15 protein-coding genes are annotated in these 15,955 nt (G+C 64.2%); 11 read left to right on the top strand and 4 right to left on the bottom strand.

What is annotated here, in order from left to right; genetic code table 11:
• The first annotated feature begins 177 nt into the window (after positions 1 to 177).
• From mraZ to murD, 8 genes are all read left to right on the top strand, one after another.
• Positions 178 to 684, top strand: coding sequence for a division/cell wall cluster transcriptional repressor MraZ (gene mraZ / locus FN835_RS01260; protein WP_142661365.1), 507 nt, complete (start codon positions 178 to 180; stop codon positions 682 to 684).
• A gap of 3 nt (positions 685 to 687) precedes the next feature.
• Complete coding sequence (gene rsmH / locus FN835_RS01255) at positions 688 to 1,662, top strand: 16S rRNA (cytosine(1402)-N(4))-methyltransferase RsmH (RefSeq protein WP_142661364.1); 975 nt, start codon at positions 688 to 690, stop codon at positions 1,660 to 1,662.
• Positions 1,662 to 2,045 carry a cell division protein FtsL gene (gene ftsL / locus FN835_RS01250; protein ID WP_142661363.1) on the top strand — a complete coding sequence of 128 codons (384 nt, stop codon included), beginning with the start codon at positions 1,662 to 1,664 and terminating at the stop codon, positions 2,043 to 2,045. Before rsmH ends, ftsL begins: the two co-directional genes overlap by 1 nt.
• Positions 2,042 to 3,847 carry a peptidoglycan D,D-transpeptidase FtsI family protein gene (locus FN835_RS01245; protein WP_142661362.1) on the top strand — a complete coding sequence of 602 codons (1,806 nt, stop codon included), beginning with the start codon at positions 2,042 to 2,044 and terminating at the stop codon, positions 3,845 to 3,847. Before ftsL ends, FN835_RS01245 begins: the two co-directional genes overlap by 4 nt.
• A gap of 29 nt (positions 3,848 to 3,876) precedes the next feature.
• Positions 3,877 to 5,346 (top strand): UDP-N-acetylmuramoyl-L-alanyl-D-glutamate--2,6-diaminopimelate ligase, encoded by a 1,470-nt coding sequence (locus FN835_RS01240; RefSeq protein ID WP_142661361.1) that lies wholly within the window; start codon positions 3,877 to 3,879, stop codon positions 5,344 to 5,346.
• The gene (locus FN835_RS01235; protein WP_142661360.1) at positions 5,343 to 6,728 is read left to right on the top strand and encodes a UDP-N-acetylmuramoyl-tripeptide--D-alanyl-D-alanine ligase; all 1,386 of its coding nucleotides are present in this window, start codon (positions 5,343 to 5,345) and stop codon (positions 6,726 to 6,728) included. The genes FN835_RS01240 and FN835_RS01235 overlap by 4 nt, the downstream gene beginning before the upstream one ends.
• Positions 6,729 to 7,811, top strand: a complete 1,083-nt coding sequence (gene mraY / locus FN835_RS01230) for a phospho-N-acetylmuramoyl-pentapeptide-transferase (protein ID WP_142661359.1) — start codon at positions 6,729 to 6,731, stop codon at positions 7,809 to 7,811.
• Between the two features lie 87 nt (positions 7,812 to 7,898).
• Complete coding sequence (murD, locus tag FN835_RS01225) at positions 7,899 to 9,302, top strand: UDP-N-acetylmuramoyl-L-alanine--D-glutamate ligase (protein WP_142661358.1); 1,404 nt, start codon at positions 7,899 to 7,901, stop codon at positions 9,300 to 9,302.
• A 164-nt stretch (positions 9,303 to 9,466) separates the two neighbouring features.
• Here the strand turns inward: murD and FN835_RS01220 are convergent, their stop codons facing one another.
• The 4 genes from FN835_RS01220 to FN835_RS01205 form a co-directional block, all read right to left on the bottom strand.
• Positions 9,467 to 9,826, bottom strand: a complete 360-nt coding sequence (locus tag FN835_RS01220) for a hypothetical protein (protein ID WP_142661357.1) — start codon at positions 9,824 to 9,826, stop codon at positions 9,467 to 9,469.
• Between the two features lie 59 nt (positions 9,827 to 9,885).
• Positions 9,886 to 10,422: a DUF3011 domain-containing protein gene (locus FN835_RS01215; RefSeq protein WP_185958542.1), complete on the bottom strand. Its 537-nt coding sequence runs from the start codon at positions 10,420 to 10,422 to the stop codon at positions 9,886 to 9,888.
• A 66-nt stretch (positions 10,423 to 10,488) separates the two neighbouring features.
• The gene (locus FN835_RS01210; RefSeq protein WP_142661356.1) at positions 10,489 to 10,833 is read right to left on the bottom strand and encodes a hypothetical protein; all 345 of its coding nucleotides are present in this window, start codon (positions 10,831 to 10,833) and stop codon (positions 10,489 to 10,491) included.
• 180 nt (positions 10,834 to 11,013) lie between these two features.
• The gene (locus tag FN835_RS01205) at positions 11,014 to 12,150 is read right to left on the bottom strand and encodes an OmpP1/FadL family transporter (protein ID WP_142661355.1); all 1,137 of its coding nucleotides are present in this window, start codon (positions 12,148 to 12,150) and stop codon (positions 11,014 to 11,016) included.
• Positions 12,151 to 12,407: 257 nt separating this feature from the next.
• Here FN835_RS01205 and guaB point away from each other — a divergent pair, with 257 nt between their 5' ends.
• From guaB to FN835_RS01190, 3 genes are all read left to right on the top strand, one after another.
• Positions 12,408 to 13,856, top strand: coding sequence for an IMP dehydrogenase (guaB, locus tag FN835_RS01200; RefSeq protein ID WP_142661354.1), 1,449 nt, complete (start codon positions 12,408 to 12,410; stop codon positions 13,854 to 13,856).
• A 109-nt stretch (positions 13,857 to 13,965) separates the two neighbouring features.
• Positions 13,966 to 14,733, top strand: a complete 768-nt coding sequence (locus FN835_RS01195) for a lysozyme family protein (protein WP_142661353.1) — start codon at positions 13,966 to 13,968, stop codon at positions 14,731 to 14,733.
• A gap of 57 nt (positions 14,734 to 14,790) precedes the next feature.
• A complete protein-coding gene (locus FN835_RS01190) occupies positions 14,791 to 15,936 on the top strand; it encodes an RsmB/NOP family class I SAM-dependent RNA methyltransferase (RefSeq protein ID WP_142661352.1) in 1,146 nt (381 codons plus the stop codon).
• Positions 15,937 to 15,955 lie beyond the last annotated feature (19 nt).

Here is a 15,955-nt window from a genome sequence, read left to right as displayed (position 1 = left end):
CCTGCCGCGCGCGAGCAGCACCTCCCCCAGGTGGCGCAAAAGCAGGGCACGATCCCCGAAACTACGGGGCCCAGAGATGGGAACGAGGGCGGCGGATCGGGCAGTGGCAGCAGCCCGATCCGCCCTTTCCTTTTCGGAACACCGGAAAGGCTGGGACAGTGGAAGGAGAGCGGGCCGTTGGCACGCCGGTTCAGAGGATCCGAAGAGGTCAAGGTGGACGCGAAAGGTCGCGTTTCCATCCCGGCCAAGTTTCGCCGGGTCTTTGAGTCCTGCGATCCCGACTGGTCCACCGGCAAGCGCCCCCAGATGGTCATTGTCTTCGGCACGCGCGATTGGAAGCATCTTCAGCTTTTCACCATCGAAGCGATGAACGAAATCGATGACAGCATCGCCGCCATGCCGCGTGGCAGCGCCGAGCGTAACCTGCTGGAAAACATCTATCACGGTCATGCCGAAGAAACCGAGATCGACGGCGATGGCCGTCTGGTCCTGCCGCAGAAACTGCGCGAAAAGATCGGCCTGGCCGATGGTGCCTTCTTCATCTCGGCCGGGGACAGCCTGAAGGTCTGGACGCCCGAAAGCTATGCCGAGGAAGAGCAGCGCCTTGAATCGCTGGTGCCGGATTTCGAGCCGGGCGCCGATCCGCTGTCGCTGCTGGGTTCCGCCAGCAAAACAGAGGGTTAGATCATGTCCAGCGCAACCGATCCCCATATTTCTGTCCTGCTCGGCCCGCTGTTGCGGGCCGTTGCGCCTGTCACGGGAACCTGGGTCGATGGCACATTCGGCGCGGGCGGCTATGCACGCGGTCTGCTGGCCGAGGGCGCGGATCGCGTCATCGGGATCGACCGCGACCCCATGGTCTTTAACATGGCGCAGTCCTGGGCGGCAGAACATGGCGACCGTCTGCAACTGGTGCAGGGCACGTTTTCCGATCTGGACCAGTTGGCGGGCGATCAGGTCGATGGCGTCGTGCTGGACCTTGGCGTCAGCTCGATGCAGCTGGATCAGGCCGAGCGCGGTTTTTCCTTTATGCGCGACGGGCCTTTGGACATGCGTATGGGCGGCGACGGCCCCAGTGCTGCCGATCTGCTGAATACCGCGCCCGAACAGGTCATTGCCGACGTGCTTTACCTGTATGGAGAGGAGCGGGCTTCGCGCCGTATCGCCAAGGCGATTGTCGCGGCGCGTCCGCTGACCCGCACGGGGCAATTGTCGGATGTCATCGGAAATTGCCTGCCGCGTCCGAAACCGGGACAAAGCCACCCTTCGACCCGTGCGTTTCAGGCGATCCGCATCTGGGTCAATGATGAATTCGGCCAGCTTGTCGCGGGGCTTGCGGCGGCGGAACGCGCGCTGCGTCCCGGCGGCAAGCTGGCCGTGGTCAGCTTCCATTCCCTGGAAGACCGCATCGTGAAACGCTTCATGCAAGCGCGTTCGAACAGCGCCGGTGGCGGCAGCCGCTATGCCCCGGAAATTGCGCAGGACGAACCGGCATTCACCCTGCCGTTCCGCCGTGCCATCGGGCCGGACGATGCGGAACTGGCGGTCAACCCGCGTTCACGCTCGGCGCTGCTGCGGGTGGGTATCCGCACCACGGCCCCGGCGGGCCGCGTCGATCCCGAGGCGCTGGGTCTGCCGCGCCTGAACGAAAGGGGGGCCTGATGCGCTCGGTGCTTTACCTTCTGACCACGCTTGCGGTCATGGGCATGGCGTTTTGGGCCTATCGCGAAAATTACGCGACACAGGCCGCGCTTCAGGAAATGACCCATGTGCAGCGCGAAATCGGCACGCTGCGCGAGGATCTGGGCGTCTTGCGGGCCGAATGGTCCTATCTGAACCGCCCCGACCGCCTGCGCGAGCTGGTGAACCTGAATTTCGAAAAGCTTAAGCTGGTGCCCTTCACCTCGGACCAATTCGTCGAGGTGGGGCAGGTCGCATTCCCGCGCCCTGCGGCCCCGGTCGTCAGCGCAACCGGCACCGACGCGATGCCGATCGAACGCCCCGCGGGTTTCCCGCCCATGAGACCACAGGAGAGGATGCCATGATCCGCACACCGCTGCGCCCGCTGGCCCGCATTCTGCGTGCAAGGGAAAAGGGCGAAAACCCCGACGTGATCGAGGCCGAGAACCTTGCTCAGCGCCATGCCGTCATTCAGGACGCGGCACGCGGACGGGCGCAGGGGCGGCTGACGATCATGGCGATGGCCTTCGTGGTGGCCTTTGGTGCGGTGGGTGTGCGCATGGGCACGCTTGCCGCAGCCCAGCCGACCGAACCCAGCGCCATGGCCAGCAGCGCCGCGATCATCTCGCAGCGTGCCGACATCACCGACCGTCATGGCCGCGTGCTGGCGACGAACCTGCTGACCCATTCGCTTTACGCCCATCCCCGCCAGATGGTGGACCCCGAAGGGGCTGCGAAAAAGCTGGCGGCGATCTTCCCGGACCTGAGCCTTGAGCGGCTGCAAAAGGATTTCTCGGGCAAGCGCAGCTTTGTCTGGATCAAGAAAAAGATTTCGCCCGAACAGATGCAGGCCGTCCATGACATCGGCGAGCCGGGCCTGCTGTTCGGTCCGCGCGAAATGCGGCTTTATCCCAATGGTCGCATCGCCAGCCACATTCTTGGCGGCTCGACCTTTGGCAAAGAGGACGTTGCCTCGGCCGAGGTGATCGGGGTTGCGGGGGTTGAAAAAGCCTTTGACCGCTGGCTGCGCGATCCCGGCAATGACGGTGCGCCGCTGACGCTTTCGCTGGACCTGTCGGCGCAGGCCGCGATGGAGGAAGTGCTGGCCAACGGCATGAAGGTCATGAACGCCAAGGGTGCCACCGGCATCCTGATGGAGGTCAAGACCGGCGAGATCGTCGCCATGGCCAGCCTGCCCGATTTCGATCCGAACGACCGCCCGCGCCCACTGCTGAAGGGCGATCCTTCGGACAGCCCGCTGTTCAACCGCGCGGTGCAGGGCCAGTATGAGCTTGGCTCGACCTTCAAGATATTCCCGGTGGCACAGGCGATCGACCTGAAACTGGTCAGCCCCACCACGATGATCAATGCCAATGCGCCGATGAAGATCGGCAAATATCTGATCAACGAATTCCGTGGCCACAACTATGGCACGCTGTCGGTGACGGATATTATCGTGAAATCGTCGAACGTGGGCACGGTGCGCGTGGCGCAGCTTCTTGGCCCCGAGCGGCAAAAGGATTTGCTGGAAAAGCTGGGCTTCTTTGAGCCGACCCCGATCGAGATGAGCGAGGGCCCGACCGGCAAGCCGCTGGTGCCCAAGCGCTGGCCCGCCGTCACTTCGGCCACGGTGGCATTCGGGCATGGCCTTGCTGCAAGCCCGCTGCATCTGGCGACGGCCTATGCGACCGTCGCAAATGGCGGCAAGCGTGTGACGCCGACGCTGATCCATGACCGCACCCGGCGCGAGGGCGAACAGGTCCTGTCGCCTTCGGCGGCGCATACCGCCGTGCAGCTGCTGCGTCAGGTCGTGATCCGCGGCAGCGGTCGCAGCGCCAATGTCGAAGGCTACGAGGTCGCAGGCAAGACCGGCACCGCCGACAAGCCGCGCCCGACGGGTGGCTATTACGGCAACAAGGTGGTTTCGACCTTCGCCTCGACCTTCCCGGCCAGCGATCCGCAATATGTGCTGGTCCTGTCCTTGGACGAACCTTCGGCCATCGGCGCGGGGGGCGAAAGCCGCACTGCGGGCGCAACCTCGGCCCCGGTCGCCGCCGAGGTGATCCGCCGCGTCGCACCGCTGCTGGGCCTGCGCCCGCAGGTCGAGAAACCCTTGCCGATGATTGAACGTCCCTTGGATGATGAGCTAAAGCTCGTCTCCAACTAAGATGCGGGGGTTTCGTGACTGACAGGGCGATGCGGCTGTCCCTTCTGGGGCTTCGGGGGGACAAGGGGCGCGACCCCGAGGTGACGGGGATTTCGGTCGATTCGCGGCAGGTCCGCGACGGCCACCTGTTTGCAGCATTGCCGGGTTCAGTCACGCATGGCGGCGAATTCATCCAATATGCGCTGCGTCAGGGGGCTGCGGCGATCCTGACCGACCGCAAGGGCGCTGAGATCGCAGCCTCGGTGCTGGCCGGGTCGGATGCCACGCTGGTCGTTGCCGAAGACCCCCACGCCGCTTTGGCGGGTGCGGCGGCGCTATGGTTCGAGGCGCAGCCGGAAACCATGGTCGGCGTCACCGGCACCTCGGGCAAGACCTCGGTCGCGACTTTCACGCGGCAGATCTGGCAGGCCTTGGGACACAAGGCGATCAGCCTTGGCACGATGGGCGTGCAGGGCGATTATCAGGCCAAGCTGGCCCATACCACGCCTGATCCCCTGACCCTGCATCGCGTGCTGTCCGAAGCCGTCGCCGCAGGCGTCACCCATGCCGTGATGGAGGCGTCCAGCCACGGTCTGGACCAGCGCCGCCTGGACGGCGTGCGGCTGAAGGCGGGGGCTTTCACCAATTTCAGCCAGGATCACCTCGATTACCACAAGGACTTTGACGAGTATTTTGCCGCCAAGGCCTTGCTTTTCAATCACATCCTTGACGAAGGCACGGTTGCGGTCATCAATATCGACGATCCGCGTGGCGTGCAGATGGCGCAGATCGCCCGCGAACGCGGCCTGCTGCTGACCACCATCGGCAAGGCCGAAGGCGCGGACCTGCGCATTCTGGGCCAACGCTACGATTCGACCGGGCAGGATCTGCGCTTCAGCTATCAGGGGCAGGCGCATCTGGTGCGTCTTGCGCTGATCGGCGGCTTTCAGGTCGAAAACGTGCTGGCGGCTGCTGGGTTGGCGATTGCCGCGGGCGACGAACCTGCCCGCGTCATCGAAACGCTGCCCGGCCTGACCACCGTGCGGGGCCGGATGGAACTGGCTGCCGTGCGCGAAAACGGCGCGGCGGTCTTTGTCGATTACAGCCACAAGCCCGGTGCGCTGGCATCTGCGCTGCAATCGCTGCGCCCGCATGTCATGGGCCGCATCGTCGTCGTCTTCGGCGCGGGCGGGGACCGCGACCGCCTGAAACGTCCCCTGATGGGCGAGGCGGCGCGCCAATATGCCGATCTGGTCTTTGTCACCGACGACAACCCCCGCAGCGAAGACCCCGCCGCGATCCGCGCCGAGGTCATGGCCGGGGCCGGTCCCGATGCCATCGAAATCGGCGACCGGGCCGAGGCGATCCTGCGCGGTGTCGATGCACTGCAACCCGGCGATGCGCTGCTGATCGCGGGCAAGGGGCACGAAACCGGGCAGATCATCGGTAATGACGTATACCCCTTTGACGATGCCGAGCAGGCCTCGGTCGCCGTTGCTGCGCTGGATGGCAGGATATGACACTCTGGACTTCTGCTGACGCTGCTGCCGCCACGGGCGGGCAGGCCACCCGCGACTTCGCGATCACCGGCGTTTCCATCGACACCCGCACGATCCAGCCGGGCGACCTGTTCGTCGCGTTGCAAGCTGCACGGGACGGGCATGATTTCGTCGCCACGGCGCTGGAGAAAGGTGCCGCCGCCGCGCTGGTCAGCCGCATCCCCGAAGGCGTCGACCCCGATGCGCCGCTTCTGGTCGCGGGGGACGTGCTGGCAGCCCTTGAGGCGTTGGGCCGCGCGGGCCGGGCACGGATGCAGGGCCGCGTCATCGGGATCACAGGCTCGGTCGGCAAGACCTCGACCAAGGAAATGGCGCGCATCGCTTTGACCGGGCAGGGGAACATCCACGCCGCCGAAGCCAGCTACAACAACCATTGGGGCGTGCCGCTGACCCTGGCGCGGATGCCCGCTGATACCGATTTCGCCATCATCGAGATCGGCATGAACCACCCCGGCGAAATCGAGCCGCTGGCCCGCATGGCCCGCCCGCATGTCGCGATGATCACCACCGTCGCCGCCGCGCACCTTGAGGCATTCGGCGCCATCGAAGGCATCGCCCGTGAAAAGGGCGCGATCTTTCGCGCCCTGATGCAGCCCGGCACCGCCATCCTTCCCGAAGACCTGCCCGTCACGCAGATTTTGCGCGATTGCGCCGATGAGGCAGGCGCCATCGTCATCGGTTTCGGCGCGCATGGTATGGCGAAACCCGTCAAAGCTGACACGCAGGATGGCATTACGCAGGTCCGCGCCCGCGTGCTGGGCGAAACGGTGGACTTCACCCTCGCCAGCGCAGGCACGCATTTCGTGATGAACGCGGTCGGCGTGCTGGCCGCCCTGTCAGCTGCCGGAGCGGATGTTGTCGCCGCAGGCCGCGCGCTGTCCGACTGGCACCCCCCCTTGGGTCGCGGCGCGGTCGAGGATCTGGGCGGTATCCGCCTGATCGACGACGCCTATAACTCCAACCCCACCTCGCTTTCCGCAGGGCTTGCGACGCTGGCCCGCCTGACCGGCGGGCGCCGTGTCGCGATCCTTGGCGACATGCTGGAGCTGGGGCCCGACGAAATCGCCATGCATTCCGGCATGGCCGACGATCCGGCCATGGCATCGGTAGATCTGATCCATACCGCAGGCTCGCGTATGCGGGCGCTGCACGACGCGCTTCCGCCCGCGCGTCGCGGCATTCATGCCGAAAACGCCGCCGAGCTTGCCGCACGCATCGGCGAATTGGTGGCCATGGGCGATATCGTGCTTGTTAAGGGTTCCAAGTCGTCGAAGGTTTCGACGGTGGTTGACGCCTTGCGGCGGACGCGGCAAGCAACGCCGCCTGGCGAAAGGACTTCGTAAATGCTGTATTGGCTGGCCTCCCTCTCGGACGGAGGGGATTTTTTCAACCTTTTCAGGTATATCACTTTCCGCGCAGGTGGCGCGTTCTTTACCGCGCTGATCTTTGGCTTCCTGTTCGGTCGCCCGCTGATCGACCTTTTGCGCCGCAAGCAGAAAAAGGGCCAGCCGATCCGCGATGACGGCCCGCAGAACCACTTTTCCAAGGCGGGAACGCCGACGATGGGGGGGCTGCTGATCCTTGCCGCGCTGCTGGTCGGCACGCTGCTTTGGGCACGGCTGGATAACGGCTATGTGTGGATCGTGCTGCTGGTGACGCTGGGCTTTGCGCTGATCGGTTTCGCCGATGACTATGCCAAGGTGACCAAGCAACACCATGCAGGTCTGTCGGGCAAGGTGCGGCTGGCCATCGGTCTGGTCATCGCGGCCAGCGCCGGTGCCGCCGCCGCATGGCTGCACCCCGATGCGCTCAGCGGCCAGCTTGCGCTGCCTTTCTTCAAGAACGCGCTGATCAATCTCGGCTTCCTGTTCGTGCCCTTCGCGATCATCGTGATCCTGGGCGCGGCCAATGCGGTGAACCTGACCGACGGTCTGGACGGTCTGGCGATCATGCCGGTGATGATCGCCGCGGCGACCTTTGCCGTCATCGCCTATATGGTCGGCAACGCGAATTTCGCGAATTACCTCGGCGTGCATTTCGTGCCGGGCACCGGCGAACTCGCGGTTTTCGTCGCCGCGCTGATCGGCGGAGGCTTGGGCTTTCTGTGGTATAACGCCCCGCCCGCCGCCGTCTTCATGGGCGATACCGGTTCTCTGGCACTTGGCGGTGCGCTTGGCGCCATCGCCGTCGTCACCAAGCATGAAATCGTTCTGGCCATCGTCGGCGGCCTTTTCGTGGTCGAGGCGCTCAGCGTCATCATTCAGGTCCTCTACTTCAAACGCACCGGCAAGCGGGTGTTCCTGATGGCCCCGATCCACCATCATTTCGAAAAGAAAGGCTGGGCCGAGCCGCAGATCGTCATCCGGTTCTGGATCATCGCGCTGATCCTTGCGCTGATCGGCCTTGCCACGCTGAAGCTGCGCTAAAACCCTCGAAACTTCTCTGTTCTCCAAATACCCTCGGGGGGTCCGGGGGGCGAAGCGCCCCCCGGCCTTGCAGCAAAGGACAAGCCCATGATCCCCGTCCAAGGCGTCGAAAACCAGACCATCGCTGTTCTTGGCCTTGGTCGTTCGGGGCGGGCAACCGCTGCCGCATTGGCTGCTGGCGGGGCCAAAGTCGTCGTCTGGGATGATGGCGTCGATACCCGCATGCAGGCCGAAGCGGACGGGATGCGTGTGCTGGATCTGACGCGGGACCAGAACTGGGACGGCATCGCTGCGCTGATCACCAGCCCCGGCATTCCGCATCTTTACCCCAAACCGCATCCGGTCATTGCCAAAGCGTATGAGCTGGGCGTGCCGGTGGACAACGACATCGGCCTGTTCTTTCGCAGCTTCGCCACACGGGACTGGGACGAATTCGACACGATGCCGCGCGTCATTGCCATCACCGGCTCGAACGGCAAGTCGACCACGACCGCGTTGATCCATCACATCCTGAAGGAAGCCGGTCGCCCCACCCAGCTTGGTGGCAATATCGGCACGGGCGTCCTGTCGCTGGACCCCGCCCATGACGGCGAGGTCGTGGTGCTCGAACTCTCCAGCTATCAAACCGATCTGGCGCGGTCGCTGACGCCTGACATCGCGGTCTTCACCAACCTGTCGCCCGACCATCTGGACCGCCATGGCGGCCCCGGCGGATATTTCGCGGCCAAGCGTCGGCTGTTTGCCGAAGGCGGGCCGGATCGCGCCGTGATCGGTGTCGATGAGGTCGAGGGCCGCTATCTGGCGGGCCAGCTTGCCATGGGGCCGGCGGATGACCGGGTGATCCGCATCTCCTCCGGGCAGAAGCTTGAGGGGCCGGGCTGGTCGGTCTTTGCCCGCAAGGGGTTCTTGTCGGAATATCGCAAAGGCCGTCAGGTCGCCTCGATCGACCTGCGCGAGGTGACGGGCCTGCCGGGCGAACACAACCACCAGAACGCCTGTGCCGCCTATGCGGCGACCCGTGCGCTGGGTCTGGCCCCGCGCGAGATCGAGCGGGCGTTCCACAGCTTCACTGGCCTGCCGCATCGCAGCCAGACCGTGGCCGAAATCGGTGGCGTGCGTTGGGTCAATGACAGCAAGGCCACGAATACGGACGCTGCCGCCAAGGCCCTGACCGCGTTCAAAAGCATCCGCTGGATTGCGGGCGGCATGGGTAAGGATGGCGGGATCGAAGCGCTGACCCCGTTCCTTGGGCAGGTGGTCAAGGCTTATTTCATCGGCCATTCCGCCCGCGATTTCGCCCTGCAGGTCGGGGCGACCCCGCATGAGATCCTTGAGACGATGGACGAAGCCGTCGCTCGCGCCGCCGCCGAGGCGCAGTCGGGCGAAACCGTGCTGCTTGCCCCTGCCGCGGCCAGTTTCGACCAATATCCGAATTTCGAAAAACGCGGCGAGCATTTCATGCAATTGGTCAAGGCACTGCCGGGCAGCTAAGGACACTGCGGGGCTGTCTCACAGTGCTTTTCCTCGTGCCGTATGCTTTGTGTGCGACCGGATCGGCCGGTTTGCCGCGCGTCCTTGACCGCTCTCCCGGCGACCAACGGACGGGGCGACAAGCCGCAATTCTATTCAGGAAAGCGGCTTGGCCTAAACCACAGTTAGGCGTCGGGATTGTCCACCATGCAGCCGATGCCATGGCACCCGATCCAGTTTCCTTCCGTATCGAAATTGGGGTTGCCGTTCTTGTCGAATTGCGGGCGCGGGTCGATCATGCCGCCATTGTCGCGGTCGCCATGCGGGCGGCGCGGCGGGTCGTTGTCTTGGGACAGCGAGCGTTCGCGTTCGCGGTCCAGACGCATCATGCAGGTCGCAAAGGCGTCGGTGCCTTCGGTAAAGCCATAGCCCGAACAGGTCGCGCGGTCGCTGTCGCGGTTGATCTGTTCGATCTCCTCCATGGCTTCGCAACCAGCAAGCAGTGTCAGGCAAACTGTCAGCGGGATGATATTCAGGACACGCATTCCATCTTCCTTTTGCAGCAAAAAGATCGGTTTAACCCCGCGCAAGCTTGGGGCAGGCTTCAGTTTCCTGCGTCGGGATTATCGACCAGACAGCCCATGCCGTGGCAGCCTTGGTAATTCCCGTGCGTGTCGAAATTGGGATTTCCGTCCTTGTCGAATTGCGGCGTGGTGTCGATCGCATTCGAATGGTGGTGCTTGTGGTGGTGATGCTCGGCCGCACCTTCGATCAGCGCGCCAAGGATCGCACCGCCGACCGCTGCGCCGACATCGTGGCCGCGCTCATCATAGGCGCGCGCATTTGCATCGACATGACCGCCACGGCCATGGTGATAGCCGCCCGCGTCGGCGAACACGCCTTCGCATCCCTGGGCGACCCAGATGTAATTGCTGGCGGGGTTGAAGCCCCATGTCTTGTTCAGGATGCACGAGCTGCTGGAAATCTGGTGGATCAACTGTGGCCGCTTGACCGGACCGGCCCAGCATTCGTCATACTGATAGTTGCGGGATTTGCATTCGATCGTGGTTTCGGCCCAAGCCGGAACGGCGATCAGGCCGCCTCCGGTGGCCATGGCGAAGGCAAGGATAAGCCGCTGCATGGTCTTCTCCTGAAAGGGATTTCGATGCGTCGTGCCTGGCCGCAGCCGCGCCCAGGGTCGTGCGGGCTAGGGGGCCAGCTGGCAATCGTCGCCGACCCATTTGCCGATCTCGATATCCAGTTCGGCATTCATGTTGCTGGCTGAACAGACCGGATAGCGATCATCGCCCTGCCGATCCCGGCTAAGCTTGCGATAGCGGCGGACGATGTCGTCATGGCTTTCCGCAGGTCGGCTGGATTGACGGTCCAATTGCATCAGGCAGTTGGCAAATCCGTCGGTACCGCGTTTGAAACCATAGGACGCGCATTTGGCCCTTGGGTCCGCTTGTGCCAGTTCAAATCCCTGCGGCGTATCGCCTATGGCATAGGTCGCGAGAAGAACAAAGATCGGCAGGGCGGGCCATACACGCATTTCATCTCTCAAGCTGGGAATCAACTTCCTGTGAAGTCTAGGCGGATAACGGCGGGAATGACAATGGCCGCATCCTACCATAGGCGGGTATCCGTCTTTCGCGTCGCCGGTTGATCGCCGATTTGCGCAAAAGAAAAAGCCCCGCATTTCGCGGGGCTTTCCAGCAGTTTGCAGGTGATCTTAGAAGCTGTAGCCGACGCGCACGCCGACGCCCCACAGATTGTTGCCTTCCATCTTGGCGCGCGCGACATCCGGCGTGCCGGTTTCGGCATAGGCATCGCCCAGCTTCATATAGCTGACCCCGGTGGTGATCTTCATGTTGTCGCGCGTATAGATCGCGGCCAGCGTGATCCCCTTGCGCCCATTGGTCGGCGCCAAGGGCGAGACCAGATCGTCGCCGGTCGAGGGCTCATAGGTGAAGGATGCCGAACCCGACCAGTTTTCGGTGAACTTGCGTCCGACGCCGATGGTATAGGTCGTGGTATCGTCCAGCTCGACCAGCCCGCCTTCGACACCGAAGCCTGCCGGGGGCGTGCCCACCAGAACCTGCGGGTCCACGCGGAACTCGGACCATTTCACCCAACGGATCGAGCCGAACAGCAGCGTGTCCGCCGCGATGCCGGTCTGACCTTCCAGCACCCAGGACCGGGGTGTCTTGACGGTGGTTTCGCTGTCGATGCCGACAGGCAGGCCCGGATGGGTTTCGGTCGTGTCGAAGTCATGTTCGACGGGCGAGTTGTAGGTCAGCGAGATACGCGCCGCGATGTCCGGGATCTCATAGGCTGCGCCTGCGACCCAACCCACGCCCCATGCGCCGTCCATATCGACGTTATAGCCCGACAGCGCGCCATAGGCCGCGCCGCTAAGCGTCACGTTGCCGTCCGCATGAGAGCCGCGAATACCGCCATGCACCGAGAAGTTGTTGTCGAACTTATAACGCAGCAGTGCGGTATAGGTGGTCGAATTCACCTCGACCCGCGTGCCGCCAAAAGCCACCGACTTGCCGGGCTCATATTTCAGATCAGCGCCGAAGGGCTGTTCCATGATGAACACGCCCGACAGGTTCTCGTTGAACTGGTGCTTATAGGCCATGCCGACAAAGCCATAGCCCTGCGCGATGTCGCCGGTATCACGACCGCCGAAAACGGCAAGATCGCTGCCCGAAACGTCTGGATTCACGCCGCCAAAGCTAAGTTCGACATAGTTGCCCTGTTCGAACATCACGGCCAGCGATTGCGGCGCACGCTCGATCCCGCCAGCGAAGACGGGGGCTGCACTGGCCATCAGCGCGCCGATCCCGGCCATAAGATATTTCATGTCTTCCTCCCTTATTCGGCCCCGGCAGAGGCCTTAGGATCAAGCGTGATGCAGCCGATCGGCTTGCGTCAATCGTATCGGCCATCTGACGCGGCGTCCCGATTTCATTCAATTTATACGCGTGTTTCCTGCGACACGTTACCTAAGGGTGACAGTGCCCTGTCGGGCGCCGCGCAAATCCTGTTGCGACGGGCTGGACATTCCGCGCGACCCGTGAAATGGGAAACTGCCAAACGAACCCCTGATAGGATGCTCCCATGCAGATTCGTGAGGCTTTGACCTTCGACGATGTTCTTCTCGTTCCTGCGGCGTCCTCGGTGATGCCCTCGACGGCTGATGTGACGACTTATGTCACCAAGCAGATCCGGATGAACATTCCGCTGCTTTCCAGCGCCATGGATACGGTCACCGAAAGCCGCATGGCAATCGCCATGGCGCAGGCCGGTGGCATCGGCGTGATCCACCGCAACCTGACCGCCGACCAGCAAGCCGATGAGGTCCGCCGCGTCAAACGATTCGAATCCGGCATCGTCTACAAGCCGATCACCCTGATGCCGGACCAGACCATCGCGGATGCCAAGGCATTGCAGGAACGCTATAACGTCACCGGCTTTCCCGTCGTGGACGAAGCGGGCCGCGTCGTCGGTATCATCACCAACCGCGACATGCGTTTCGCCAGCGACGACCGCACCCCGGTCCGTGCCGTGATGACCGGCGACAATCTGGCCATCATGCATGAACCCGCCGACCGCTCGCAGGCGATCAACCTGATGAAAGAGCGTCGGATCGAGAAGCTGCTGATCACCAATCGCGACGGCAAGCTGACCGGCCTTCTGACACTGAAGGATACCGAGAAATCCGTGCTGAACCCCTTGGCCTGCAAAGACGATCTGGGTCGCCTGCGCGTCGCCGCCGCCTCGACCGTGGGGGATGAGGGGTATGAGCGCAGTCTGGCGTTGGTCGATGCCGGTGTGGACATGGTGGTGATCGACACCGCGCATGGCCATTCCGAAGGCGTTGCCAAGGCCGTCGCGCGCATCAAGGCGCATTCGAACGAAGTGCAGGTCGTCGCGGGCAACGTCGCCACCGCCGAAGCGGCGCGCGCGCTGGTTGCCGCGGGTGCGGATGCGATCAAGGTGGGGATCGGCCCCGGCTCGATCTGCACCACGCGCATCGTGGCGGGCGTCGGCGTGCCGCAACTGACCGCGATCATGGACGCGGTTTCCGGCGCGGGCGATATCCCCGTCATCGCGGATGGCGGCATCAAGTTCTCGGGCGATTTTGCCAAGGCGATTGCGGCGGGCGCAAGCTGCGCCATGGTCGGCTCGGCCATCGCGGGCACCGACGAATCGCCCGGAGAGGTGATCCTGTATCAGGGCCGCAGCTTCAAATCTTATCGCGGCATGGGCTCGCTTGGGGCGATGGCGCGCGGCTCGGCCGACCGGTATTTCCAGAAGGATGCCGCGACCGACAAGCTGGTTCCCGAAGGGATCGAAGGGCAGGTGCCCTATAAGGGTCCGGCTGGCACGGTCATTCACCAGTTGGTCGGCGGTCTGCGCGCGGCCATGGGCTATACCGGCAACGCCACCGTGGCCGAGATGCGTGGCGGCTGCGAATTTGTCCGCATCACCGGCGCGGGCCTGAAGGAAAGCCACGTCCATGACGTGCAGATCACCCGTGAAAGCCCGAACTACCGCATGGGCTGATAGCGGCGAAGCAATCGGAACGGGGCGGCGCAGGCCGCCCTTTTTCGTTTGCGGAATATTAAGGGATTGCCGCTAGGGCTGGGTCCAGATCCCCTGCGCGGAGCGTTTTGTGCGGCTTGTCCTGATCTTGTTGCTGATCCTTGTCTGCTGGCGCAGCCATGCCGCGCCCTCGGCCGAGGTATGCGAATGGGCGGCTGCGCAGGCGGCGCAGGAATACGGCGTGCCGCTGGACATCCTTGGCGCGCTGACCCTGACCGAGACCGGGCGGCGCATGGGCGGAATCGTCCGCCCCTGGGCCTGGAGCGCGAACAGCGAAGGCGAGGGGACGTGGTTCGACGACCCGCAAAGCGCGGTGGCATTCGCGCAGGACCGTGTGGCGCAGGGGCGCACCAATCTGGATATCGGCTGCTTTCAATTGAACTATCGCTGGCACCATCAGGGGTTTGCTTCGGTCGCGCAGATGTTCGACCCGCTTGAGAATGCCCGCTATGCCGCGCGTTTCGTCAGCCAGCTTCACGGCGAAACCGGCGATTGGCGCAAGGCTGCGGGGATGTTTCACTCTCGCACGCAGGTCCATGCCACGCGCTATCTGGCGCGGTTCGACACCCTGCGCGCCATGCTGCGCGAGCGGGGCTTTCAGGGCATTGGCGACGGCCCAGAGACGTATAACAGCTTTGCGGGCATCGCCTCGGATCAGCGGGTGCGTGTGCGCGAAAGGGTGATGCTGCTGGGTGCGCCGTTGGGGACCGGGGTGACGGGGCATCCCGGCTCGCTTGCTGCGATCGGTGCGGGGCGCGGGGTGGCGTTCGGGGCGTCAGCCGAACCGCTGATCGTCGCGGCAAAGGGGCCGATTTTCGAACCGCCGCCGCCGCCCTGACATTGACATTGTGGGCATGGCGCTTTTCTTGGGACCGACCCCAGCAAGGCGAAACACATGACCCCAGCCGCGCGCGCCGCCGCCGCCATCGACATTCTCGACCAAATCCTGTCCGGCATCCCGGCCGAGGCCGCGCTGCTGCGCTGGTCGCGGGGCAGCCGTTTTGCGGGTTCGGGCGACAGAGCGGCCGTGCGCGATCTGGTCTTTGACAGCCTGCGTTGCAAACTTTCGCGGGCGGCGCGCGGAGGCGGGCTTCACGGGCGCGGTTTGATCCTTGGCATGTGCCGCGAACAGGGGCTGGACCCCGCGACGATCTTTTCCGGCAAAGGCCACGCCCCCGCGGCGCTGACCCCGGTCGAGGCGGCGGCGGGGGCAGAACCCGACGGTCATCAGGCGATGGATTTGCCCGATTGGGTCTGGCCCGACTGGCGGGCTGCTTTGGGGGATCGGGCCGAGGTCGTGGCCCTGGCAATGCGTGAACGCGCACCCGTCTGGCTGCGGGCGAACCGCCTGCGCGCCACGCCCGCGCAGGCCATCGCCGCGCTGTCTGCCGAAGGGATCGAGGCCGAGCCCGCACCGGATCTGCCGACCGCCCTGCGCGTGATTTCCGGCGCAAGACGACTGTCGGCCTCAAGGGCTTATCAGGAGGGGCTGGTCGAATTGCAGGATCTTTCGCCCCAGCTTGCCTGTGCGGCGCTACCGCCTGTCCGGCATGTGCTGGATTACTGCGCGGGTGGCGGCGGCAAGTCGCTGGCCTTGGCCGCAGCGGGGGCCGAGGTCACGGCGCATGACGCGGATGCCGGGCGCATGGCCGATCTGCCGGCCCGCGCCAAACGTGCAGGGGCCACGATCCGGGTGGCGCAACCCGGATCGGTGCGCGGCAGCTTTGATATGGTCGTGACCGATGTGCCCTGTTCCGGCAGCGGAACCTGGCGGCGCACGCCCGACGCAAAATGGCGCATGGACATGGCGATGGTGCAAAAACTTGCGACCATTCAGGCGGACATCCTTGACCGCGCAGCCGCCCATGTCGGGGCGCAGGGTTATCTGGCCTATATGACCTGCTCGGTCCTTGAGCGCGAAAACAGTCTGCAGATCAGAGACTTCATCGCCCGCCATGATTTTGAGCTGTTGGATCAGAGGCTGTTTCTTCCGCCGGAAGCCTCGGATGGGTTCTATCTGGCGCTGATGCGGCGATGTTAACCTGCGATTAACCGGCGGG

The sequence above is a fragment of the Paracoccus laeviglucosivorans genome, from assembly GCF_900182695.1.
GTDB classification, from domain to species: Bacteria; Pseudomonadota; Alphaproteobacteria; order Rhodobacterales; family Rhodobacteraceae; genus Paracoccus; species Paracoccus laeviglucosivorans.
This window is presented reverse-complemented; position numbering and strand designations above follow the sequence as displayed.